The 23,792-nt window shown below is 64.1% G+C and carries 22 protein-coding genes; 15 read left to right on the forward strand and 7 right to left on the reverse strand.

Translation table 11 applies throughout. The annotated features are described in order from the left end of the window. Positions 1-72 precede the first annotated feature (72 nt). Both hemN and tpx read left to right on the forward strand, forming a co-directional pair. Positions 73-1,467: an oxygen-independent coproporphyrinogen III oxidase gene (gene hemN / locus AB4Y82_RS06000; RefSeq protein WP_441604693.1), complete on the forward strand. Its 1,395-nt coding sequence runs from the start codon at positions 73-75 to the stop codon at positions 1,465-1,467. A 79-nt stretch (positions 1,468-1,546) separates the two neighbouring features. Further along, entirely contained in the window at positions 1,547-2,047 is a 501-nt protein-coding gene (tpx, locus tag AB4Y82_RS06005; protein ID WP_441604692.1) for a thiol peroxidase, read from the forward strand. Positions 2,048-2,159: 112 nt separating this feature from the next. On the opposite strand, the gene gap is transcribed toward tpx, so the two are convergent. Further along, the gene (gene gap, locus AB4Y82_RS06010) at positions 2,160-3,173 is read right to left on the reverse strand and encodes a type I glyceraldehyde-3-phosphate dehydrogenase (RefSeq protein ID WP_441604691.1); all 1,014 of its coding nucleotides are present in this window, start codon (positions 3,171-3,173) and stop codon (positions 2,160-2,162) included. Positions 3,174-3,360: 187 nt separating this feature from the next. Between gap and AB4Y82_RS06015 the strand changes: the two genes are divergently transcribed. Next, complete coding sequence (locus AB4Y82_RS06015) at positions 3,361-3,831, forward strand: OsmC family protein (protein ID WP_441604690.1); 471 nt, start codon at positions 3,361-3,363, stop codon at positions 3,829-3,831. A 71-nt stretch (positions 3,832-3,902) separates the two neighbouring features. Then, a complete protein-coding gene (locus tag AB4Y82_RS06020; protein ID WP_441604689.1) occupies positions 3,903-4,715 on the forward strand; it encodes a S1/P1 nuclease in 813 nt (270 codons plus the stop codon). A gap of 11 nt (positions 4,716-4,726) precedes the next feature. Here the strand turns inward: AB4Y82_RS06020 and AB4Y82_RS06025 are convergent, their stop codons facing one another. Next, on the reverse strand, positions 4,727-6,751 hold the full coding sequence (locus AB4Y82_RS06025; protein ID WP_441604688.1) for an alpha/beta hydrolase family protein: 2,025 nt from the start codon (positions 6,749-6,751) through the stop codon (positions 4,727-4,729). Between the two features lie 449 nt (positions 6,752-7,200). Between AB4Y82_RS06025 and pyk the strand changes: the two genes are divergently transcribed. From pyk to AB4Y82_RS06045, 4 genes are all read left to right on the forward strand, one after another. Beyond that, positions 7,201-8,673, forward strand: coding sequence for a pyruvate kinase (gene pyk / locus AB4Y82_RS06030; protein WP_441604687.1), 1,473 nt, complete (start codon positions 7,201-7,203; stop codon positions 8,671-8,673). Positions 8,674-8,792: 119 nt separating this feature from the next. Beyond that, positions 8,793-9,338, forward strand: coding sequence for a hypothetical protein (locus AB4Y82_RS06035; protein WP_441604686.1), 546 nt, complete (start codon positions 8,793-8,795; stop codon positions 9,336-9,338). A gap of 45 nt (positions 9,339-9,383) precedes the next feature. After that, entirely contained in the window at positions 9,384-9,824 is a 441-nt protein-coding gene (locus AB4Y82_RS06040) for an energy transducer TonB (RefSeq protein ID WP_441604685.1), read from the forward strand. A 148-nt stretch (positions 9,825-9,972) separates the two neighbouring features. Next, positions 9,973-10,980 (forward strand): class I fructose-bisphosphate aldolase, encoded by a 1,008-nt coding sequence (locus AB4Y82_RS06045; RefSeq protein WP_441604684.1) that lies wholly within the window; start codon positions 9,973-9,975, stop codon positions 10,978-10,980. 75 nt (positions 10,981-11,055) lie between these two features. On the opposite strand, the gene AB4Y82_RS06050 is transcribed toward AB4Y82_RS06045, so the two are convergent. After that, entirely contained in the window at positions 11,056-11,673 is a 618-nt protein-coding gene (locus tag AB4Y82_RS06050) for an outer membrane beta-barrel protein (protein ID WP_441604683.1), read from the reverse strand. A 303-nt stretch (positions 11,674-11,976) separates the two neighbouring features. Between AB4Y82_RS06050 and tkt the strand changes: the two genes are divergently transcribed. Both tkt and AB4Y82_RS06060 read left to right on the forward strand, forming a co-directional pair. Then, the gene (tkt, locus tag AB4Y82_RS06055) at positions 11,977-13,980 is read left to right on the forward strand and encodes a transketolase (protein ID WP_441604682.1); all 2,004 of its coding nucleotides are present in this window, start codon (positions 11,977-11,979) and stop codon (positions 13,978-13,980) included. A 126-nt stretch (positions 13,981-14,106) separates the two neighbouring features. Then, positions 14,107-14,655 (forward strand): DinB family protein, encoded by a 549-nt coding sequence (locus AB4Y82_RS06060; RefSeq protein WP_441604681.1) that lies wholly within the window; start codon positions 14,107-14,109, stop codon positions 14,653-14,655. Positions 14,656-14,841: 186 nt separating this feature from the next. Here the strand turns inward: AB4Y82_RS06060 and AB4Y82_RS06065 are convergent, their stop codons facing one another. The 3 genes from AB4Y82_RS06065 to AB4Y82_RS06075 form a co-directional block, all read right to left on the reverse strand. After that, positions 14,842-16,386, reverse strand: a complete 1,545-nt coding sequence (locus AB4Y82_RS06065; protein ID WP_441604680.1) for a rhomboid family intramembrane serine protease — start codon at positions 16,384-16,386, stop codon at positions 14,842-14,844. Between the two features lie 94 nt (positions 16,387-16,480). Then, entirely contained in the window at positions 16,481-17,113 is a 633-nt protein-coding gene (locus AB4Y82_RS06070; protein WP_441604679.1) for an HAD hydrolase-like protein, read from the reverse strand. Then, positions 17,113-18,291: a phosphoglycerate kinase gene (locus tag AB4Y82_RS06075; protein WP_441604678.1), complete on the reverse strand. Its 1,179-nt coding sequence runs from the start codon at positions 18,289-18,291 to the stop codon at positions 17,113-17,115. Before AB4Y82_RS06075 ends, AB4Y82_RS06070 begins: the two co-directional genes overlap by 1 nt. Before the next feature lie 134 nt (positions 18,292-18,425). Here AB4Y82_RS06075 and maiA point away from each other — a divergent pair, with 134 nt between their 5' ends. Next, the gene (maiA, locus tag AB4Y82_RS06080; RefSeq protein ID WP_441604677.1) at positions 18,426-19,091 is read left to right on the forward strand and encodes a maleylacetoacetate isomerase; all 666 of its coding nucleotides are present in this window, start codon (positions 18,426-18,428) and stop codon (positions 19,089-19,091) included. Between the two features lie 47 nt (positions 19,092-19,138). Here the strand turns inward: maiA and AB4Y82_RS06085 are convergent, their stop codons facing one another. Further along, on the reverse strand, positions 19,139-20,230 hold the full coding sequence (locus tag AB4Y82_RS06085; protein WP_441604763.1) for a PilT/PilU family type 4a pilus ATPase: 1,092 nt from the start codon (positions 20,228-20,230) through the stop codon (positions 19,139-19,141). 110 nt (positions 20,231-20,340) lie between these two features. Between AB4Y82_RS06085 and AB4Y82_RS06090 the strand changes: the two genes are divergently transcribed. The 4 genes from AB4Y82_RS06090 to AB4Y82_RS06105 all read left to right on the forward strand — a co-directional run bounded on the left by AB4Y82_RS06090 (position 20,341) and on the right by AB4Y82_RS06105 (position 23,702). Next, positions 20,341-20,937 carry a DUF4398 domain-containing protein gene (locus AB4Y82_RS06090; protein ID WP_441604676.1) on the forward strand — a complete coding sequence of 199 codons (597 nt, stop codon included), beginning with the start codon at positions 20,341-20,343 and terminating at the stop codon, positions 20,935-20,937. Next, positions 20,934-21,548, forward strand: a complete 615-nt coding sequence (locus AB4Y82_RS06095; protein ID WP_441604675.1) for a hypothetical protein — start codon at positions 20,934-20,936, stop codon at positions 21,546-21,548. The genes AB4Y82_RS06090 and AB4Y82_RS06095 overlap by 4 nt, the downstream gene beginning before the upstream one ends. Before the next feature lie 401 nt (positions 21,549-21,949). Next, the gene (locus tag AB4Y82_RS06100) at positions 21,950-22,177 is read left to right on the forward strand and encodes a YdcH family protein (protein WP_046972765.1); all 228 of its coding nucleotides are present in this window, start codon (positions 21,950-21,952) and stop codon (positions 22,175-22,177) included. A gap of 154 nt (positions 22,178-22,331) precedes the next feature. Continuing rightward, positions 22,332-23,702: a pyridoxal-phosphate dependent enzyme gene (locus AB4Y82_RS06105; RefSeq protein ID WP_441604674.1), complete on the forward strand. Its 1,371-nt coding sequence runs from the start codon at positions 22,332-22,334 to the stop codon at positions 23,700-23,702. Positions 23,703-23,792 lie beyond the last annotated feature (90 nt).

The raw sequence follows: 23,792 nt of genomic DNA on the forward strand, positions 1-23,792 counted from the left end.
GGGCGGCAAAGTGACGCGCCACGATGATGCCCATCAGGCGCTGGTCGGGACCCGGCGACGATACTGTCGCCCATGCGTCAACCTACCATCGCGCCCGAGTTCGATCCCCGGCTCATTGCCCGCTACGACGTGGCCGGCCCGCGCTACACCAGCTATCCCACGGCACCGCAGTTCCATGACGGCTTCGGCGAATCCGCATTGCGTCGAGCCGTGCACGATTCCAACGAACGCGCTGGCCCCCTGTCGATCTATGTGCACGTGCCGTTCTGCTTCAGTCCGTGCTTCTACTGCGGCTGCAATCGCGTGATCACCCGCGATGCGCGCAAGGCGACGCAGTATCTGGACTATCTGGAAAAGGAGCTCGCACTGCTTGGTCCGTTGTTTGAACGCGGGCGGGAAGTGCGACAACTTCACCTCGGTGGAGGCACGCCGAGCTTTCTCGATATCGCCCAGATGCAACGCCTGTTCGAGATGCTCGAGCGACACTTCGATATGCAGCAGTCGTGCTCACGCGAGTGGGGCATCGAGATCGATCCGCGTGACGTCGATGCGACTTATATCCGCGAGCTCGGCCGACTAGGCTTCAATCGCATCTCGGTGGGCATCCAGGATTTCGACGCCGCCGTGCAGAAGGCAGTCAATCGCGTGCAGAGCGTGGCGCAGACGGCCGAAGTATTGAGTGCGGCGCGCGATTGGGGATTCACCTCGGCGAGCGTCGACCTCATCTACGGGCTCCCGCGCCAGACGCTCGATGGTTTTGATCGAACGCTGGACGAGGTGATCGCGCTGTCGCCGGATCGCGTGGCGATCTACGGCTATGCGCACCTCCCGCATTTGTTCAAGGCCCAACAGCGGATCAACGATGGCGACCTGCCCGACGCAGCCACTCGCCTGGCGCTGCTGGGGCTGGCCTGGGAAAAGCTGGGTGCGGCGGGCTACGTGTATATCGGCATGGACCACTTTGCGCGCACGGACGACGAACTCGCGCGCGCCCAGCGTGAAGGAACCCTGCAACGAAACTTCCAGGGTTATTCCACGCATGGCGATTGCGACATCGTGGGATTGGGTGTCAGCGCCATCGGCCGCATCGCCGACACCTACAGCCAGAACGCCCGCGATCTGCTCAGTTACTACGCGGCGTTGGAGGCGGGCCAGCTGCCGGTGAAGAAGGGCATCGAGCTGAGCCGCGACGATATGGTGCGTCGCCAGTTGATCGGTGAACTGATGTGTCACGGCACACTGGACATGCGGGAGTTCGGCGAACGTCACGGCCTGCACTTCGAGGCTCACTTCGCCCAGGACCTGGATCGCTTGCAGCCCCTGATCGATGACGGCCTGGTGGCGCGGCATGGCGACGACATCCAGGTGACGCCGCGCGGCAGGCCGCTGCTGCGGAATATTGCGATGTGCTTTGACGCCTATCTGGGCAAGAGTGCCGCTAGGCCACGCTACTCGCGCACGATCTGAACCCGTCGGCCCGGGCGGCCTATCGTCCTGACGGCCGTCGGCATGTTCTACTTGTGGACCCCATCCAACGAGGTGTCCCATGTCCAACGTCACGCTCAAAGGCAATCCGGTCCAGGTCGACGGTCATTTCCCGTCCAAGGGTGAAGCGGCACCGGCCTTCTCGCTGGTCGGCAAGGACCTTGCCGACGTCACGCTCGCCAGCTTCGACGGCAAGCGCAAAGTGTTGAACATCTTTCCGAGTGTCGACACGCCGACCTGCGCCATGTCTGTGCGTCACTTCAACCAGGACGCCAGCCAGCTAAACAATGCGGTCGTTCTGTGCATCTCCGCCGACCTGCCGTTTGCGCAGGCGCGCTTCTGCGGCGCGGAAGGCCTCAGCAACGTGGTGACGCTGTCGACGCTGCGCGGTCACGACTTCCTCAAGAATTATGGCGTGTCGATTGCGTCCGGCCCGCTGTCGGGTCTGGCGGCGCGTGCCGTGGTGGTGCTCGACGAGCACAACAAGGTCGTGCATAGCGAACTGGTGGGCGAGATCGCGCACGAGCCCAACTATGACGCCGCGCTCGCCGCGCTGGGCTGAGTCGCTTCGCCCCACATCCATGGGCGCGGTGCGATGGCGTGTTGCGCGCCAGGGCGAGAAAAACAAAAGCCGGGCAATGCCCGGCTTTTGCATTCACAGCGATGCGCTTGGCTTACTTGGCAGCCATCATCGCCACCGTCATGTCGAGCATGCGGTTGGAGAAGCCCCACTCGTTGTCGTACCACGACAGCACCTTGACCAGCGTGCCTTCCATGACGCGCGTCTGCGTGGCGTCATAGGTGGACGAAGCCGGGTTGTGGTTGAAGTCGATCGACACCAGCGGCTTGGTGTTGACGGCCAGGATGCCCTTCAGCGGGCCATTGGCGGCTTCGTTGATCACCTGGTCGATCTCTTCCTTGGTGGTCGGACGCGCCGCGTCAAACACCAGGTCGACCACCGACACGTTGATGGTCGGCACGCGGATGGCGAAACCGTCGAGCTTGCCGTTGAGCTCCGGCAGCACCAGGCCTACCGCGGCGGCGGCGCCGGTCTTGGCGGGGATCTGCGAGTGCGTGGCCGAACGGGCGCGGCGCAGGTCCGAGTGATAGACGTCCGTCAGCACCTGGTCGTTGGTGTAGGCGTGGATGGTCGTCATCAGGCCGCGCTGGATGCCGATCTTCTCGTGCAGCACCTTGGCCAGCGGAGCGAGGCAGTTGGTGGTGCACGAAGCGTTGGAGATCACTTCCAGCTTGGAGGTGAGCTTGTCGTCGTTGACGCCGATGACGAAGGTGCCGTCCACGTCCTTGTCGCCCGGGGCGGAGATGATCACCTTCTTGGCGCCGGCGGCGAGATGCGCGCTGGCCTTGGCCTTGGAGGTGAACAGGCCGGTGCATTCCAGCACCACGTCGACGCCCAGGGCGCCCCACGGCAGCTTGGACGGGTCACGCTCGGCGCAGACCTTGATGCGGTCGCCGTTGACGATCAGATCGCCGCCGTCCACCGTCGCGGTGCCCGGGAACTTGCCGTGGGCGGTGTCGTACTGGGTCAGGTGCGCATTGGTCTCGGCGTCGCCGAGGTCATTGATTGCAACGATCTGGATCTCGTTGGTGCGACCCGCTTCGTACAGCGCGCGCAGGATGTTGCGGCCAATGCGACCGTAACCATTGATGGCGACCTTGATTGCCATGGGACAGCGTCCTCCGATGGGATGGCGAAAGTAGCGGCTGTGGGACCGCCGTAAAACCGTCATTTTAGCCTGAACCGGCCGGGCGGTCCCATCCGGGCCGCGGTTTCCCCCGGAAGGGGCTGTTCAGGGGAGCCCAGAAGCGCTTGAATCGGCTACTTTCGGGCAGCGGCCCGAGCAGGAGAGTGGTATGAGCGAGGCAGAACAGAGCTTTGGGATCACCCTGGAGCAGGTGTCGGACTATGAATTCCGCGTCCGTTTCGACGGCACGGCGATTCCCGACCTCATCACCGACGAAACCTCGCCGCTGGGTGGCGATGCGGGGCCCAACCCCACGCACCTGATTGCCACCGCCGTGGCCAACTGCCTGGCGGCCAGCCTGTTGTTCGCGCTGCGCAAGTACAAGAACTCACCCGGCAAGATCGGCGCCAAGGCCAAGCTCACCATGACCCGCAACGAGCACGGCCGGCTGCGCGTCACCCACATCGGCGTGGACCTGCAGCTGGCCGACAAGGCGGAAGTGCTCGCGCATCTCGATCGCGCGCTGGCGCAGTTCGAGGATTTCTGCATCGCCACGCAGAGCGTGCGCCAGGGCATCAAGGTGGATGTGAGCGTGCACGACGGGGAAGGGAAGCTGCTCCCGCTGCCGGAGACCGTCTGACCGAGGTTGGCGCGGAGCTGTCACGAGGCTGTGGCAGACTTCGCTTTTCCCCTGACAAGATCCACTGCACCATGCCATTCCTGCGCCGAACTGCCGCTGCCGCTTTCATCTGCCTCGCCCTGACGCCCGCTGTCCATGCCTGGGGCCAGCTAGGCCATAGCGTGGTGGCCGATCTGGCCCAGCGTCACCTGAGCCCGGCGGCGGAAGCGGCAGTGGAGCGCCTGCTGGCGCCCGAGCACACCAAGGCGCTGGCCGACATCGCCAGCTGGCCGGATGAAATCCGCAACGACCCGACCAAGGACGCGTTGTGGAAGCAGACGCGCGCACTGCACTACGTCGACTTCACCGCCGGCGACTGCAATTACACGCCGCCGCGCGACTGCAAGGATGGACAGTGCGTGGTCGAGGGCATCGACCATTACGTGAAGATCCTTGGCGACAAGAGCCAGTCGGATGCAACGCGACTGGAGGCGCTGAAGTTCGTGGTGCACTTCATCGGCGACGAGCATCAGCCGCTGCACGGTGGTTCGCGCGACGACAAGGGCGGCAACGCCTACCAGGTGCAGTTCCAGGACAAGGGCACCAACCTGCATAGCGTGTGGGACTCGGGCCTGCTCAAGACCCGCGGCCTGGACTACAAGGCCTACGCTGACAAGCTGGAGGCCGAAGGCACCGTCACCCTGCCCAAGCCGATCGCGCCGTTCGACAACGCGTACGCGCAGTGGGCCGAAGAGTCGTGCACAATCTCGCGCGACATCTATCCCGATGGCCACAAGATCGATCAGGCCTATGTGGAGAAGGAGCTGCCGATCGCCGAGCTGCGCCTGCGCGAAGCGGGCCGTCGCCTTGCCGAGGTGCTCAACCTGACGCTTGCCAAGGGCTGAGTGGGCGAACGTTACGGCGCGGCACTCGTTGTCGCGCCGTTGCTGCCCGGACCGATGTTGCGGTCGAGAAAGTCCAGCAGTTTGTTGTACATCGCCAGGCGATGTTCCTGCAGGAAGAAGCCATGCCCCTCCTGCGCCTCGGTCAGCGATTCGTAGTGCTTTCCCTGCTTGTCCAATGCCGAGGTGAAGACGTTGAAGTTGGCGTACGGGGCGCGCGCATCGAGACCGCCATGGATCAGTAAAAGATTGGCCTTGATGCGGTCTACGCCGGCCAAGGGCGAGCGGCGCAACAGCTCGGCGCGATCGTCTCCGAGCACGATCTTCAGGTAGTCGACGCCCGCGTCGGAGCGCTTGGTGTCGCTCTTGTCCAGCTGGATGCGCAGGTCGTAGATACCGGCATAGCCAATGGCGCATCGATACAGGTCGGGCTCGCGTACCGCACCCTCTAGAGCGGCATAGCCACCATAGCTGGTGCCATAGATGCAGATGCGCTGGGCATCGGCATGGCCTTCATGGATGGCCCAGCGGGTGGCGTCGGTCAGGTCGTCTTGCATCGAGGCTCCCCACTGGCGATAGCCGAGCGCCTCAAAATGCGAGCCGAAACCGCCTGAGCCGCGGTAGTTCACTTGCAGCACGGCATAACCACGTGATGCCAATAGCTGCGTCTCCTCATCGAAGTCCCAGCGATCGGCGACACCATGCGGGCCGCCATGTGGAACCACGACCAAGGGGAAGGGGCCGCGGCCCGATGGCTCGGTGAGAAAGCCGTGCAAGGTCACGCCGTCGCGCGCCGCCAGTTCGACTGGCGTCATCGCGTGCATCTGCTTGGGCGAAAGCCAGCGACGTTCGCTGAAGAGGTAGCGGGCCTGCTGCTTGTCCAGATCGAACAAGTAGTAATCGCCTGGATCGCGATCGCCGCTGACTTTGACGATGGCAAGCCCGCCATCGTCGGTAAACGAGGTGAGCTCGACCAACTGACCAGGGAAACTCTTGCCCACCGCTACGCTGATTTGTGCTTCATGACTGGCGGGGTCGAGGTAGTGCATGCCGCGCGCGCCATCATTGGTGACGATGCCATAGACGTCCTTGCCGTCCGCCGTGGCGAGGCCGGCGCCGGGATCGCCAAAGACGCCGCGGTAGACCGGGCTACGCTGGCCGGTCTGCAGATCGAGCAGCTCGACCGAACTGGGGCCTTCCTCATGCGACACCAGCACGTAGAGCCGGTGGTCATCGCGCTGAAAACTGAGCGGCACGATCGAGACCCCGGTCTTGCCCGAGTCGTTGAATAAGCTCCAGTCCTTGCCGGCCTCGCGCAGCCACAACTTGGGCCGATGATAAGTACCGCCGAGTGCGGCGCGCGGCTCACCCTGGTGATCCACGATGATGTCCGTATCCGGCGCCGGGCCGCCGATCACGCGCTTGCTGTCGCCGCTGACTGTATCCAGGCGCTCGATCGAGGGCACGCTGCCGGCCGGGTCATCGGTAAACGGTTGGGTCTGCACTAGCAGGTAGCGGCCATCCTGCAGCGGGGTTGTATCGATCAACCTCGCATAGGCCTCGCGACGCTGGCCGCCATGCAGCATGTGATTGCTGTCGGCATACGTGCCGCCGCGCGCGCCGAACAGGTAAACACCGTGGCTGCCATCGGCATCGAAGGCGATCAGCTCGCCGGTGTATCCGGGCTTTTCCAGGCTGCTGGTGCGCACGGCCAGCGCCATGACCAGGCGGTGGTCGTTGACCCAACGGTAGCGCCGGATCATGGTGCGGCTGCCGGAGCGGATGGTCGCCACCGGTTTGCTGGTGGCCGTATCGATGACGGCCAGCATGTTTTCGTACGGGGTGTCCGGTCGCGGCACCAGCGCCGCGATGTGCTTGCCGTCGGGTGCGAGTTGCACCTCGCTGAACTCGGCGGGGCGGATGAAATCGCTCACCGACGGCGGGGTGTTGGCGGCGCCCTCAGTGGACGACGCCGAGACGGGCGCCACGCAGGCAGCAACCATGGCGGCCAACAAGGCCGTGCGGATGAAACGTGGCATGAGCGTTCCCCTTAAGTCCCTTTCGCGGATCCCTCCATCCGCCCGGCGATGCTAGCGCATGGCCGATGGGCTGTCGCAAGTCCATGCGACGTGCAGGGGTGTCATCCGTGGCTGATCATTTTTCTAGCATGTTTGGTGCGGCGCAAAATGAAATGGCGCCGCCTAGGAGGGCGCCGCAAAGGCGGCTGCTGCCCGATGCCTCTGCGGCCATTGAAGATCGGCAGAGTGGAATTGAAGACGGCTCGCCATGACACCAGTGTTTGGACGTCTCTGCGTCCATCGAGCAGACCAGTTATTTGTCTTGACCCCATTCTCACTGTCAATGCGCAATACCAGTGCAGGCCTGTGGTACGCATGCCACAAGCAGTCCACTTGGGCAAAGGAAAACAGGACAAAAAAGCCTGCGCCAACCCTCTGGAAGATCCGCGTGATTTTGCTAGTCTCGATGTATGACTACTGAAAATCCGCTGCGCCGCACAAAAATTGTTGCCACCCTCGGTCCTGCTACCGATGCGCCTGGCATGCTCGAAAAAATCATCGCCGAAGGCGTGGATGTGGTTCGCCTGAACCTCTCCCATGGCCAGCCGGACGATCACCGCGCCCGCGCGGTGGCCGTGCGTGATGCGGCGACCAAGCTGGGTCGCGAGGTAGGCGTGCTCGCCGACCTGCAAGGTCCGAAGATTCGCGTCGAGCGTTTCGCCAACGGCCCGATCGAACTCAAAGTGGGCGACAGTTTCGTGCTCGATTGCAGCCCGGGCGCGCCGCTGGGCGATACCACGCGCGTCGGCGTCAGCTATTACGACCTGCCCAAGGACGTCTCCGCCGGCGACGTGCTGCTGCTCGACGACGGTCTCGTCGCGCTCACCGTCGAGGCGGTGGTCGGCCAGGAAATCCGCTGCCGTGTGCTGATCGGCGGCAAGTTGTCCGATCGCAAGGGCCTCAATCGCCAGGGCGGTGGCCTGTCCGTGACCGCACTGTCGGAGAAGGACAAGTCAGACATCAAGCTCGCCGCCGAAATCGGCTGCGACTTCCTCGCCGTGTCCTTCGTGCGCTCCGCCGACGACATGCACGAGGCACGTCGCCTGCTCGAAGAAGCCGGTGGCAAGGCCTCGCTGGTGGCCAAGATCGAACGCGCCGACGCCATTCCGGTGCTCGGCGAAATCATCGACGCCTCCGATGTGGTGATGGTGGCGCGTGGCGACCTGGGTGTGGAAATCGGCGATGCCGAGCTGCCGGGCCTGCAGAAGAAGATCATCCGCGAGTCGGTGCAGCGCAATCGCGCTGTGATCACCGCCACGCAGATGCTGCAGTCGATGGTGCGCTCGCCCATCCCGACCCGCGCCGAAGTGATGGACGTGGCCAACGCCGTCATCGACGGTACCGATGCGGTGATGTTGTCGGAAGAATCCGCCGCCGGCGCGCATCCGGACAAGGCCGTGGCCGCGCTGCGCCGCATCTGCCTGGGCGCCGAACGCCAGTTCGAGCCGAAGGAAGATCCCGCCACGCAGGGTCATCTGCTCGATCGTACCGACCAGGCCATTGCGCTCGCAGCGATGGTGCTGGCCAGCCAGCTCGGCGTACGCGCCATCGTCGCGTTGACCGAGTCGGGCGCCACGGCGCAGTGGCTCTCGCGTTATCGCAGCGCGGTGCCGATCTATGCGCTGTCGCCGTTCGACGATGCGCGCCGCCGCATGTCCATCTTCCGCGACGTCACCGCGGTGAAGTTCACGCATATCTCGCAGACGCCGGCCGGTTCGGCGCGCGACGCGGTGCGCCAGCTGTTCCTCGCCGGCAAGCTCGTCGAGGGCGATCGCGTGGTGCTGACCCATGGCGATCACATCGGCCAGGGCGGCGGCACCAACACCCTCAAGCTGCTCTCGGTGGGCGCTGAAGGCGTGGTGGAGTGCCTGCGCGACCTCTAAGCGATCGTTGAGATACCTCGTCCGCCGACCGGGTGTGGGCCCGGTCGGCGGACGATGGCTCTCCGTCAACCTGATACTGTCTAGGCAGGATTTCGTCAGGCAATCCATCAGGGGGATGCATGAAAACGACGTTGTACAGCGTGCTTTGCATGGCCATCAGGCTAGGCGCCGTGCTCATGGCGGTAGGTCTGATCGAGCAATGGCCACGGCTATTCGTCATTCGCGCCGATGGACAAGTGGCGATCGATGCCCTGGTGTTGGATGGATTGGGTCTCGTGCTCGCCTTTGTCCTGTGGATCAAGCCCGGGCTACTGGCCTGGTGGGCGGCAGGTAGCGCCCACCGTGATGTGTTCGAAAGCGATATCAGCGCGACACAATTGCAGTACATCGCGTTTTCGGTGGCGGGCATCTACAAGCTCATCACCGGGCTTGCGGGCATGCTGGCGCATGGCCTGAATCTGCTGGCCTATAACCACATGATGGAAGGTGGCGTGCCGGTATCTGTGCCCCCTTACGAAAAGACCATGTTTGTGGAGTACGTGGTGGCCACGGTGGCGGGTCTCGCGCTGACGCTTGGCGCACGTGGCTTGACGGCGTATCTGCAGCAATTGCGAACGGCTGGGCAGCCGGTGGCCATTGCAGTCGACGAGGCTCGTGAAGGCTAAACTAGCCGCGTGCCGCACGCCGCGGTTTGGGAGACGATCATGCAAATGAAGCTTTTAACGATCTGTTCGGCCGCCGCCATGGCTTTTGCCGGCATGGTTTCTCCGGCCATCGCGCAATCCCAGGCCCGCATGGTCGGCCCTGAGCACATCCAGGCGTACTGGCTGATGCTCAACACCAAGGTCGACGCGGACATCCCCAACAGCGGCCGCAACATGGACAAGCCCGGCTGCGTCGCCGTGAGCTTCATGATCGGCACCGACGGCGTTCCGCAGAACGTCACCGTGCGCAAGGTGGTTCCGCAGAGCGATCTGGACGCCGTGGCCAAGAGCGTGGTGACCAATCTTCGCTATGGTCCGTCGCTGAAGAACAGCACGCATGAGCCGGTGACCACCTATTACATCGTGCCGTTCAACCTGCCCGCCGATGCCGCGCAGAAGCAGGCCATCATCGACGCCTGCAAGCTGCCCAACTTCGACCAGGCCTGAGGGCCGCGCCGGCCCAGCGCTGGCGCCGTTCAGGGCCAATCCGGCCCTCGGCGGCCTTATGACCTATAATCGCGGCCTTTCACGACCTTGCCGCCCCCGGGCGGCATCACCTTGTGCGGCCCACACCGCCTAAGTATCCGGAGTTGTCATGAGCATCGAAGATCTCGAAAGCGTTGCCCTCGCAATGGTTGCGCCCGGCAAGGGCATCATCGCCATCGATGAGTCGACCAACACCATCAAGAAGCGTTTCGAGGCCGTCGGCATCGACAACACCGAAGAGAACCGTCGCGCCTACCGCGAGCTGCTGCTCACGGCGCCGAACCTCAGCGAGCACATCTCCGGCGCGATCCTGTACGACGAAACCATCCGCCAGTCGACCAAGGACGGCGTGCCGTTCACCCAGGTGATGAAGAAGAACGGCATCATCCCGGGCATCAAGGTCGACAAGGGCCCGGTGCCGCTGGCCGGCTTCCCGGGCGACGTGATCACCGAAGGCCTCGATGGCCTGCGTGAGCGTCTCGCCGAGTACGTCAAGCTGGGTGCGCAGTTCGCCAAGTGGCGCGCCGTGATCAACATCAGCGAAGACAACCCGTCCTCCACCGCGATCGAAGCGAACTGCCACGCGCTGGCCCGTTATGCCGCGCTGTGCCAGGAAGCCGGCCTGGTGCCGATGGTCGAGCCGGAAGTGATCATGGACGGCGACCACAGCATCGAAGTCAGCTACGAAGTGCACGAAGCCGTGCTGCGCAGCCTGTTCAACGCGCTGTACGAGCAGAACGTGATGCTGGAAGGCACCATCCTGAAAGTCAGCATGGTCATTCCGGGCAAGGATTCGGACGAGCAGGCCGAAGTGGAAGAAGTCGCCGAAGCCACCGTGCGCGTGCTCAAGACCACTGTGCCGGCCACGCTGCCGGGCATCGTGTTCCTCTCGGGCGGCCAGACCGACGAGCAGTCCACCGCTCACCTCAATGCGATGAACCGCATGGGCCCGCACCCGTGGCCGCTGAGCTTCTCCTACGGCCGCGCCATGCAGCAGGCCGCGCTGAAGCTGTGGTCCAAGGACATGAAGGCGAACTTCGCCGACGCGCAGAAGACGGTCCTGGCTCGCGCCAAGGACAACGGCCTGGCCGCGCTGGGTCAGTGGAACGCCAAGTAAGCGACCGCTTCTCATCGCTGCAAAAGAAAACGGGCGCCTCGCGGCGCCCGTTTTTGTTTCGCACTATCTGAAAGATCAGAAGCGGTATTCCGCGCTGACGCTGTACAGGTTGGTCGGCAGGTGGATGTTCTTGTCGCTCTGGCTGCCGTCGTAGTAATCCCAGTTCAGGCCGACGCTGATGTTCTTGTTGATGTTGTAGCCCGCACCCAGGCCGGCGTAGTAACGGGTGCTGTTGAAGTTGACCATCTCGGGGTTGGTCTTGTCGTTGGTCAGGCCCGAGCCCTTGGCGAAGAAGGCGCCGCCACGGACTTCGCCGTACCAGTTCGGGCTGAAGCTGTAACGCAGGTTCAGGCCGGCGGTCGCGCCCTGCAGCTTGGACTTGCCGTTGTCGCCGTTGTAGTTGGCGTAATTCTGGGTGTACTGGCCACGCGCGTCAGCGCGGCCCAGGTAGACGTAACCCACTTCCGCACCCAGGGAGGTATCCGGGTTGAGGGCGAAGCGGTAACCACCCTTCACGCCACCGGCGAAATTGCCGTTGTCGTAAGGACCCTTCTGCGTCTGGGCGTAGCCGGCGTTGGCGCCGACGTACCAGCCCTGTTGGGCGTTGCCTTGAGCGGCGTCCTGGGCGAAAGCCGCCGGGACGACCGCGAGACCGGCCGTAGCCAGGGCGAGAGCAAGAATGGTGTTCTTCATGGGGGACTCCTCATCATCTTATTGGGCCAGTCCGCGGCGCCGGGGGTTCGGTGGAGCGCGGCTGGGTACCTTGTGGACCCGGTACTTTTACTTAGATGGTGAGTGGGTCGATTAGTTTCAATACTGGTTAGTTCATTATTAAGGCGGAGTTAATTTTCTTAACATTTGGGCAAGAGGGCGTGGGGATGCTCTGATCTATTCCACATGGACGGCATGACTTCAGAGCATCCCTGGTGGCGACAGGGGTAAGCGGGATCGGCGACAATGCGTACTTTTATGGCCGCCTTCCCCGGAGACCCCTAGATGACAACCCGTCGCGAACTTGCCAATGCCGTACGCGCCCTAGCCATGGACGCTGTGGAGAAGGCCAATTCCGGCCACCCGGGCATGCCCATGGGCATGGCGGATATCGCCGAAGTGCTGTGGAACGACTTCCTCCAGCACAATCCGACCAACCCGAAGTGGTTCAATCGCGACCGATTCGTGCTCTCCAACGGCCACGGCTCGATGCTGCAGTACGCGCTGCTGCACCTGACCGGCTACGACCTGCCGATGGATCAGCTCAAGCGCTTCCGCCAGCTGCATTCCAAGACCGCCGGCCACCCGGAAGCCAGCGAAACCCCAGGCGTGGAGACCACCACCGGTCCGCTCGGCCAGGGTCTGGCCAATGCGGTCGGTTTTGCGCTGGCCGAGAAGGTGCTCGCCGCGCACTTCAACCGCCCGGGCCACGAGATCGTCAACCACCACACCTATGTGTTCCTGGGCGATGGCTGCCTGATGGAAGGCATCTCGCATGAGGTCGCCTCGCTCGCCGGCACCTGGAAGCTCGGCAAGCTGGTCGCTGTGTACGACGACAACGGCATCTCCATTGACGGCGAAGTGCACGGCTGGTTCACCGACAACACCCCGGAGCGCTTCGAGGCCTATGGCTGGAACGTGATCCGCGGCGTCGACGGCCATGACGCCGATGCCATCAAGAAGGCCATCGCCGCCGCTACCAGCCAGTCCGACAAGCCCACCCTGATCTGCGCCAAGACCATCATCGGCTTCGGCGCGCCGCACAAGCAGGGCAAGGAAGAAAGCCACGGCGCCGCGCTGGGCAAGGACGAAGTGGCCGGCGCACGCGACGCGCTGGACTGGCGTTACGCACCGTTCGAGATTCCGGCCGAGATCTACGCCGGCTGGGATCACAAGACGTCGGGTGCCGAGCGCGAGCAGAAGTGGCATGACGCGGTTGCCAAATATTCGGCGGCCTTCCCGGAGCTGGCCGCGGAATTCAATCGCCGCGTGTCGGGCGAGCTGCCGTCCGATTGGGCGGCCAAGTCGCAGGCTTTCGTCGACAAGCTGCAGGCCGACGGCCCGGAGATTGCCTCGCGCAAGGCCTCGCAGATGACCATCGACGCGTTCGCGCCGCTGCTGCCGGAACTGATCGGCGGCTCGGCCGACCTTGCCGGCTCCAACCTCACCAAGTGGAAGGGCAGCGTCGACGCCGGCAACGGTTTCGACCCGAAGGGCAACTATGTGTATTACGGCGTGCGCGAGTTCGGCATGACCGCGATCGCCAACGGCCTGGCCCTGCACGGCGGCTTCATTCCGTACGACGCCACCTTCCTGGTGTTTTCCGACTACGCGCGCAACGCCGTGCGCATGAGCGCGCTGATTCCGGCGCACGCCATCCACGTCTACACGCACGACTCGATCGGCCTGGGCGAAGACGGCCCGACCCATCAGCCGGTCGAGCACCTCGCCGCGCTGCGCTACATCCCGAACAACCAGCTGTGGCGCCCGTGCGACGCGGTGGAATCGGCGATGTCGTGGAAGCTCGCGATTGAACGCAAGGGCAACCCGGCGTGCCTGGTGTTCTCGCGCCAGAACCTCAAGCACCAGCAGCGCAGCACGCAGCAGGTGGCCGATATCGCACGCGGTGCCTACGTGCTGTCCGATCCGCAGGACACCAAGTTCAAGGCCATCCTGATCGCCACCGGTTCGGAAGTGGAGCTGGCGATGGAAGCGGCCCGCACGTTGGCGCAGCAAAACGTGCCGGTGCGCGTGGTGTCGATGCCGTGCACGGAAGTGTTCGATGCGCAGCCGCTGGAATATCGCGAGGCCATCCTGCCGGGCTGGTGCCGCGCGCGCGTCGCGGTGGAAGCGGCGACTGGCGACTTCTGGCGCAAGTACGTCGGCCTGGACGGCGACGTGGTCAGCATGACCACGTTTGGTGCCTCGGCACCGGCGCCCCAGTTGTTCGAGCACTTCGGTTTCACCGTGGCCCATGTGGTCGATGCGGTGAAGCGCGTGCTCGGCTAAGTCGATTGCGTTGAATGAAAAAGCCGCGGCATGCCGCGGCTTTTTTTATGAGTGCGCCCACCGGCACGTGATTCCCTGCGCGCCGCTGGTTACCCTGGCGCTTTCCAGGAACAAAGTCGCTGAGCCATGAATACACACGCTCCCTCGCGCCGCGACCACCTACGGCAAATGGCCGCCTACAACCGCTGGATGAACGAGAAAATCTATGCGGCGGCGGCCTCGCTTCGGCCTGACGATGTGATGACGGATCGCGGCGCATTCTTCGGTTCGATCCATGCCACGCTCAGCCATATCGCGGTGGCCGACACGATCTGGCTGCAACGCTTCGCCGCGCATCCGGCGAACTATGGGGCGCTGGAACCGTTGCGGGGCGTGCCCATTCAACGCGATCTCGCCGCGCAACCCTTTGGCGATCTGGCTGCCTTGACCTCGCATCGTCGCTTTCTCGATGCCGTGATTGAGGCATGGGCTGACGCCGTGAGCGAGGAAGATCTCGATCACGCGCTGGCCTATCAGAACACCCGTGGCGAAGCCTTTCGTAAGCCGTACTTCTTTTTGACCATGCATTTTTTCAATCACCAGACGCACCATCGCGGACAGGTGACGACGCTGCTGACACAGGCCGGCGTGGATGTGGGTTCGACCGATTTGTCTAGCTTGATCGACGACGCGTGACGCCCGACCTGTGGGAGCGCACCCTGTGCGCGACGGCCCGACAAAGCAGGAATCCTGCAGGTTGCAGTCGCGCACWGGGTGCGCTCCCACAAGGGTTGGGCTTAGCCGCATGATGCTGTCGATCCTTGAGCGGTAAAACAAAAAAAGCCGCGACAATCGCGGCTTTTTCTTCATGCGTGCGCCCGCTTACTTTCTGGCCGCCGTCAAACGATTGAGCTCCGCCAGCGCGTCCTGCGTGTTCTGGTTGGCCTCCTTCACGGCTTGCTCCGCCGCCGAGCCACCGTCGGTAGTGGCATGGGCGTAGGCGTGAATTGCCTGGCGACGTGCATCGATGTAATGCAGCACGGCCTGCTGGAAGGTGTAGTCACGATTGTCAGGAGCAAGCTTGACGGCCACCACGTCGGCGTACATGGCGTCCCACTGCGGTGCAACGTCCTTCTCGAGTCCGTCGGCGAAGGCCTGCGTCGAGATGGCTCCGGCGTGGGCCTTTTCGTAGAGCGCCGTGGTGGCTTCCATCACTGTTTTCTCGCGCGCGTCGAACGTTATCAGGCTGCCCTCGAAGCGCGCCGTCGCCTGTCGTTGGCTGTTGGGATTGGCCAGCGGCCAAAGCATCGCTGCGAGCACGACGACGCCGGAGACCGCGGCCAGCAACAGGCGCGGCACATTCGGGCTGATCCGGTGTTCGGCATTGAGCGGACGGGAAAGCAGCAGGCCCATCAGGAATCCGCCCGCCAGGCCGCCGATATGCGCGGCATTGTCGATGCCGCTGTGCGCGAAGCCGTAGAACAGCGAGTAGCCGGCGAACAGCAGGGTGCTGTTGCGATGCTCTGCCATCACTTCCTTGGGGACGTCGTTGCGAGGATTGATGACAAATGCCAGCAAGCCGCCAAAGATGCCAAAGATCGCGCCCGACGCACCCGCGCTGTTCACCTGCGGATTCCACAGCAGGCTGGCCACGCTGCCGGTCAGGCCGGCAAAGACGTACAACAGAAGAAAACGCGTGCTGCCGAACAGGCGCTCGATCGTGCGGCCGTTCTGAAAGAGCGCCCACATGTTGAGCGCAAGATGGATGATGCCGAAGTGGATGAAGGTGGCCGAGAACAGGCGCCACCATTGGCCGCCGATGGTCATCGGGCCGAAGTTGGAACCCCAGCGAACCGCCGTTTCGCCATCGGGCGTGAGGATGTTCATCCCGCCGATGCACATCGCCACAAACATGGCTACGTTCAAGGCCACCAGGGTCGGCGTGACCGGTGCGCGCGGGCTGAACTGATCCAGGCGTCGGTGGAAATCGGCGACAGCCGCCTGCGATTGCGCGAACTCCTGCGTCTGCTCCGCAGGCAAGTGCGCCATGATCGCCAGGCCCTGTGGCACCGAGGCAGCCGACAACTGCACCGTGCGAAGCGGCTGGTTTTCCCCGCGCACCTGAAAACGTACGGTCTTGCCGGACAGCGCTGCATTGATGATGTCGTTGCGCGCGAACCGGTGCGTTTCCTTGAGGCTCGTCATGAACGGGCGCTTGCGGCCGCCGGCGATGGTCACGGTATCGCCGGAGAAGGCGATGCTGCCCTTGCCGACGAAACGGAACGAATCGGCCGGCGTGGTGTTGAGGCCTACCCGCAGGCCAAATTCCACCTTGAATGATTCGGCCGCCACCGTAGGGGCGGGCGCCGTCACTGTTTCCTGCTCAGAACCGCTGCCGTGCGTCGGCGCGGCGTCGTGCTGCGTCATGTCTGATCCCTGTGGCTGCGCCGCCCCCTCGTCCAACGGCCCGGCAAGCATGCCAGCGGGCGTTGGAAAGAAACAATCGGGCGCTCGGCCTAGGTCAGGGCGGGAGGAGGTTGCCCAGTTCCTCGGGATCGCTAGCCAGTGCATGTGCGCCGGCCTTTTCCAGTTCCGCCCGACTGCCGAAACCCCACAGCACGCCGATGCCGCGAACGCGGTTGGCCACGGCGCCGTCGATGTCGAAGTGCCGGTCGCCGATCATCACTGTGTGCTCCGGCTCGGCGCCGAAATCGGCCAGGGCGGCGGCAATCATGGTTGCCTTTTCGCTGTGCGGGCTGCTCGGGTCCGGGCCATATAGACGGCTAAATGCGGGACCGAACGGCAGGTGTTCGATGATCGGCCGCGCGTGCCGTTCCGGCTTGCTGGTGACCACGGCCAGCGTGTGGCCGGCGGCCTGAAGGCGCCCGATCATCGCCTCGATGCCCGGGTATACCGAGTGCTCCTGCCAGCCGATGGTGTGGAAGCGCTCGTGGTAGAACTCCACCGCCTGTTCGATGCGCTCGTGATCGTGGTCGAGCAGCGGCGCAAAGCTGTGCCGCAGCGGCGGGCCGATCCAGTGGCGCATCTCCGGGGGATGCGCCACACCCAGCTGCGTCAGCGCATGGCGGACGCAGCCCAGGATGCCGATCTCCGAATCGATCAGCGTGCCATCGAGATCAAACAGACACAGCATTACTTGCCCGCGCGCGCCTTGAGGGCTGCCACGGCGGGCAGCTCCTTGCCTTCGAGGAATTCGAGGAAGGCGCCGCCGCCGGTGGAGATGTACGACACATCTTTTTCGATGCCGTACTTGTCCACGGCGGCCAGCGTGTCGCCGCCGCCGGCGATGGAGAACGCCGGCGAGGCGGCCACGGCGCGGGCCAGGGTCTCGGTGCCATGACCGAAGGCGTCGAATTCGAACACGCCGACCGGACCGTTCCACACCACCGTGCCGGCCTTGGCGATCATCTCGGCATAACGGCGCGCGGTCTCCGGCCCGATGTCGAGGATCAGCTCGCCTTCCTTGACCGCGTCCACCGGCTTTACCGTGGCGGGCGCATGCGCCGAGAACTCCGGCGCGACGACCACATCCACCGGCAGCGGCACGTCAGCGTTGCGGCGCTTGGCGTCGGCGATCACTTTCTTGGCGGCGCCGATGAGGTCGGGTTCGTACAGCGAATTGCCCACGGAATAACCCATGGCCGCGATGAAGGTGTTGGCGATGCCGCCACCCACGATCAACTGGTCGACTTTGCCGATGAGGTTTTCCAGCAAGGTGAGTTTGGTCGAGACTTTGGAGCCGGCGACGATCGCCAGCAGCGGACGGGCGGGATGCTCCAGCGCCTTGCCCAGCGCGTCCAGTTCGGCTGACAGCAGCGGGCCGGCCGCAGCGATGGGGGCGAACTTGATCACGCCGTGGGTCGAAGCCTGCGCGCGATGCGCCGTGCCGAAGGCGTCCATGACGAAGATGTCGCACAGCGCGGCGTACTTCTTCGCCAGCGCGTTGTCGTCCTTGCCCTCGCCGACGTTCATGCGGCAATTCTCCAGCACCACCACTTCGCCTTCGGCAACGTCGACGCCGTCGAGATAGTCGGCGACCAGGCGCACCGGCTGGCCCAGTTTGTCGCTCAGCCACTTGGCGACGGGCGCCAGCGAGGACTCGGCGTCAAACTGGCCTTCCTTCGGGCGGCCCAGGTGCGACAGCACCATCAGCCTGGCGCCGGCGTCGCGGGCGGCCTTGAGCGTCGGCAGCGCCGCATCGAGGCGCTGGGTGGAGGTGATCCGGCCGTTCTCGATCGGTACGTTCAGATCTTCGCGAATCAGCACGCGCTTGCCGCGCAGATCAAGATCGCTCATGCGGGTAACGGACACGGCGCAACTCCCTGGTTTGGATTCATGAATGCGGCGCCGTTGGGCGCGAACCGCCTATTGTCCCGCCCGGTTCGCGGTGATGCAAACCGTATGACAGGTATCCTATGAACCTCACCGTGGTTGGAGGACAAGGTATGGGGCAGGATCTGGTGTTGTACGGCTACTGGCGCTCGAGCGCCGCCTACCGCGTGCGCATCGCCTTGAACCTCAAGGGCTTGCCGTACGAGTCCGAAGCGGTACACCTGGTGAACCACGGCGGCGAGCAGCATCTGCCGGACTTCCAGGCCTTGAACCCGCAGGAGCTGGTGCCGGCCCTGGTCGATGGCGGGCGGGTGTTCACCCAGTCCATGGCGATCATGGAATACCTGGACGAGACCCGTCCCGAGCCGCCGTTGCTGCCTTCGGACCCGGTCGGGCGGGCACGTGTCCGGGCGCTGTCACAGGTCATCGCGTGCGACCTGCATCCACTGGGCAACCTCCGGGTGCTTCAGTACCTGAGCTCGCAACTCGGGGTCGACGATGCCACCAAGGGCGTGTGGTCCCGCCACTGGATCAGCCTGGGCCTGCAGGCGATGGAAACGATGCTGGCGGGCAACGTGGCGACGGGCCGGTTCTGTCATGGCGATACGCCCGGCATGGCCGATGCGTGCCTGGTGCCGCAGGTCTATAACGCAGTGCGCTGGAAGCTGCCGATGGATGATTACCCGACCATTCGTCGCATCCATGAAGCCTGCGAGGCGCTGCCGGCGTTCCAGCGGGCGGCGCCGGAAGCACAGCCGGATGCGCCGGCGGCGGTCTGAGCAAAGTGCGCGGGGCGGCGTGCGCCCCTCGACTTGAAGGATCGAACTTAGAAGCCCAGCCCGTACGGATCGTTACCCGCCAGCTCGGTGTTTTCCGTGTTGCCGCCGCTATCGGACAGGCGCACCTTGAGTGCCAGGCCATCGCGCGAGTCGGCCTTGTTGAGCGCTTCCTCGAGCTCGATGCGGCCTTCCTTGTAGAGGCGATACAGCGATTGGTCGAAGGTGCGCATGCCTTCCTGCAGGCTGCGATCCATCGCTTCCTTCACGTCGTGCACCTGGCCGCGGCGAATCATGTCGCGGATCAGCGGCGTGTTGAGCAGCACTTCGGTAGCCGGCAGACGGCGTCCGTCCTTGCCGATCACCAGGCGCTGGCTGATCACCGCGCGCAGGTTGAGCGCGAGGTTCATCAGCACGTTCTTGTGCGCCGATTCCGGGAAGAAGTTGAGGATGCGCTCCAGCGTCTGGTCGGCGTTGTTCGAGTGCAGCGTCGCCAGGCAGAGGTGACCGGTTTCGGAGAACGCGATGGCCGCTTCCATGGTGTCGGTATCGCGGATTTCGCCGATCATGATCACGTCGGGCGCTTCACGCATCGCGTTGCGCAGGGCTTCGTGATAGCTGTGCGTATCCAGGCCGACTTCGCGCTGGTTGACGATGGATTTCTTGTGGCGGTGCAGGTATTCGATCGGATCCTCGATGGTGAGGATATGGCCCGAGGAATTCTGGTTGCGATGGTCGATCATCGCCGCCAGCGTGGTCGACTTGCCCGAGCCGGTGGCGCCCACCACCAGGATCAGCCCGCGCGGTTCCATGATCAATTCACGGAAGATGCTCGGCAGCTGCAACTGGTCGATGCTGGGGATTTCGCTCTTGATGGCACGGATGACCATGCCCACTTCGCCGCGCTGCTTGAACACGTTGATGCGGAAACGGCCGGCTTCCTTCACAGCCAGCGCCATGTTCAGCTCCAGGTCGCGCTCGAACTGCGGTACCTGGCCCTCGTCCATCAGCGAATAGGCGATTTTCTTGACCATGCCGCTCGGCAGGCCGGTATTGCCCAGCGGGTAAAGCTTGCCCTCGACCTTAATGTTCACAGGGGCGCCCGTCGTCAGGAACATATCCGACGCGCCCTTGTCAACCATTAGCTTGAGGAAATAACCAATGTCCACTCGAATCCCCTAGTTCCGTGCGCATTGCTAAAGTGGATTATGCCCGCCCACAATACGCTGTGACACTCTGAGAGGACTGAGTGATGGTGCACATCTTTTCCCCGCCAGGGCAGCGACCCAAGTTCGCGCGCCTTGCGGTATCCACCCTGGCGCTGGCCATGACGCTGGCGCTGGCGGGTTGCGCGTCCGCGCCACCGCCGGACGGGATCATGAATCAGGCGCAGATGCAGCTGCAGGCGGCACGGGATGCCGATGCGGCGGTCTACGACCCGATCGACCTGGGCAATGCCCAGGACAAGTTCCAGCAGGCCCAGAACGCGATAGCCAAGCGCGATTACGACGTCGCCGCCCAACTGGCCGACGAGGCCAGGGCCAGCGCCGAACTGGCCCGCACCAAGGCCCGCCTGGGCGCCGCCCGGGCGCAGATCCAGAACAAGACGTCGGCCAACCAGCAGCTGCGCGAGCAGATCGACCAGTCCCTGGCCGACCAGCAACAGCAGAACCAGAGCCAGGCGTCCGGCCTGCCGCAACAACAGCAGACCGGCGATATGCCGGCGCCGCCGAGTTCCGCGCTGGGCGAGCCTGTACCGCAGGGGCAGGGCTTCCAGACCTACCCGCAGAATCCCAATCCCGACCAGCCGGCACCTCCGTCGAGCACTGACCAGGGAGGCCATCTATGAAACACCTGACCCTCCGCCTTTCGACGCTGCTGTTTGCAGTAGCCGCCGTGGGCAGCGTCCATGCGGCCAAGGACGATATGGACGTGGCCCGGCTCACCAATAGCCTCGACCAGCTCTCCAGCGATCCGTCCATCGGCACCTATGCCCAGGCCGAGCAGGCGCGCGCCCGTGACGCCGTGAATCAGCTGGCCCAAGCCCGTTCGCGTGACCGCGTGCATGCGCTTTACATCGCCGAGCGTCGCGTCGACCTGGCCCGCGCCACGGCCCAGTTGCAGGACGCGCAGCTGCAGATCGGCAAGCTCGATCGCGAACACGACCAGATCCAGCTCGACGGCAGCCGCCGCGAGACGGAAATGGCGCGCCGCGAGCTCGAACGCCAGCGCCTGCAATACCAGGCCGCCCAGGAAGAATCGGCCCGCCAGCTCGCTGCCGGCGCCGAAGCCGCCGCCCAGGCCCAGGCCCAGGCCGACCAGGCCAAGAAGCTGGCCGCCGCCCAGGCCAAGGTCGCCAATGCCGCCAAGAAGCAAGCGGACCTGGCCGCGCAGGCCGCGCGCGCCATGCGCCAGCAGATGCAGGGCGACAGCACGACCAACAAGGACCAGGGCAAGTAAGTCCTGCCCAGGTGTTCACGAGGCCGGCGGTCAACCCGCCGGCCTTTGTTTTGTCCCTGTGTCGCTGAGATATCGCCGGCCGCGAGCCGCTCTGTTCAAATTTCGCGACGCCGCCGTTCGACTTGTGCAAAAGACTGTTCTGGCAGTCTTTTTTAGGAAAGTTCCGCTATTTCCTGCCGCTCATATGACGCTTGCATGACCCCAGATCGGGGAGTAGGGTCAAGTTCCCAGGGGCATCTCCGCGCCTGGGTCACCGACGTGAGTCATGCGCCCAACCTTCCTCCTTTATCGATCTCCATGGACCGGACAACCGGCATGGATGGYGGGTGCGTGTGCGTGATTCCTCGTCAGCGGGTGTCCCCAAAACGGTCCCCGCCGTACTCTCCAGAGGAGGTTCCATCATGTTTGAAAACCAGCAGCGTGATGATGTCGAAGCTTTGATGAAGGCCGATGCCGAATTCCGTCGGCTCTATCAGCACCACAAAGAACTCGACAGCAAGGTGCACGACGCCGAAATCGGCGTGCTTCCCATCGATGACATGACGTTATCGGGCATGAAGAAGGAGAAACTCCACGCGAAGGAGCGACTCCAGCGCATGTGGGATAGCCGAGCGCACCACATCAACTGAATCTGCGACGTTTTCGCATGAACGCGGCCCCGGCGCCTCACGGCTCCGGGGCCGCGTTGTTTCTGGGGTCGGCGAAGGGTGAGAGCCGCTCGGTTATCATCGTCCTCCCGAGCGGTCGCCAAGAAGCAGCCGCTGCCTACAGGAAGGAGTTTTTATGTCGGTCCACAACAGTGTCCTTGAACTGATCGGACGTACCCCGATGGTACGCGCGCAGCGCCTGGACGTTGGACCGTGCGAGCTCTTCCTGAAGCTGGAAAGCGCCAATCCCGGCGGCTCGGTCAAGGACCGCATCGGCCTGTCGATGATCGAAGGCGCCGAGCGGGCCGGTCGGATTCGCCCGGGCGACACCCTGGTGGAAGGCACGGCCGGCAACACCGGCCTGGGCCTGGCGCTGGTCGCCCAGCAGAAGGGCTACCGCCTGATCCTGGTGGTGCCCGACAAGATGAGCCGCGAGAAGATCTTCAACCTCAAGGCGATGGGCGCCGAGGTGGTGCTGACGCGCTCGGACGTGGCCAAGGGCCACCCGGAGTACTACCAGGACATGGCCGAGCGCATCGCGCGCGAAACGCCAGGCGCCTACTTCATCAACCAGTTCGGCAATCCGGACAACCCGGCCGCGCATATCGCCACCACCGGCCCGGAAATTCTCGAACAGCTCGATGGCAAGGTCGACGCCATCGTGGTCGGCTGCGGATCGTCGGGCACGCTCAGCGGCCTGTCCAAATTCTTCGCCGAGCATTCGCCCAACACCGACTTCGTGCTGGCCGATCCGGTCGGCTCCATCCTGGCCCAGTACATCAACGAAGGCGTGCTCTCGACCAAGTCGGGCAGTTGGATGGTGGAAGGCATCGGCGAGGACTTCCTGCCGAGCATCAGCGACTTCACGCGCGTGAAGAAGGCCTATGCCATCCCCGACAAGGAAAGCTTCCTGGCCGCGCGCGAGCTGCTGGCGAAGGAGGGCATCCTCGGTGGTTCGTCCACCGGCACCCTGCTGGCCGCTGCGCTGCGCTATTGCCGCGAGCAGACAGAGCCGAAGCGCGTGGTCACCCTGGTATGCGATACGGGCAACAAGTACCTGTCCAAGATGTACAACGACTACTGGATGCTCGACAACGGCTTCATCGAGCGCGAACAGCGGGGCGACCTGCGCGACCTGCTGCTGCGTCCCTTCGCCCAGCGCGATACCGTGGTGATCGGCCCGAACGAGTTGCTGATGACGGCCTATACGCGCATGAAGCTGTACGACGTGTCGCAGCTGCCGGTGATGGATGGCAGCCGCCTGGTCGGCATCCTCGATGAATCGGACGTGCTGATGCACGTGCATGCGGACGAAGCCAGATTCCGCGACCCGGTATCCACCGCCATGATCACCAGCCTGCACATGCTGGACGTGCGCTCGCCGATCGAATCCCTGCTGCCGGTGTTCGACCGCGGCCATGTGGCCATCGTGGTGGACGGCGAACAGTTCCTGGGCCTGATCACCCGCATTGATCTGCTGAACTATCTACGCCGCAAGGTGCATTGAAGACCGTGTAAGCGTGCGTCCAGCATAGGCCATCGGATCAACCGCCCATGGCCCCCGAAAGTTTGCTGAAATCGGCTGCGACCAAAGTCG

Origin of the sequence: Dyella sp. 2YAF14 (assembly GCF_052114725.1) — a bacterium.
In the GTDB taxonomy this organism is placed as follows: domain Bacteria; phylum Pseudomonadota; class Gammaproteobacteria; order Xanthomonadales; family Rhodanobacteraceae; genus Dyella.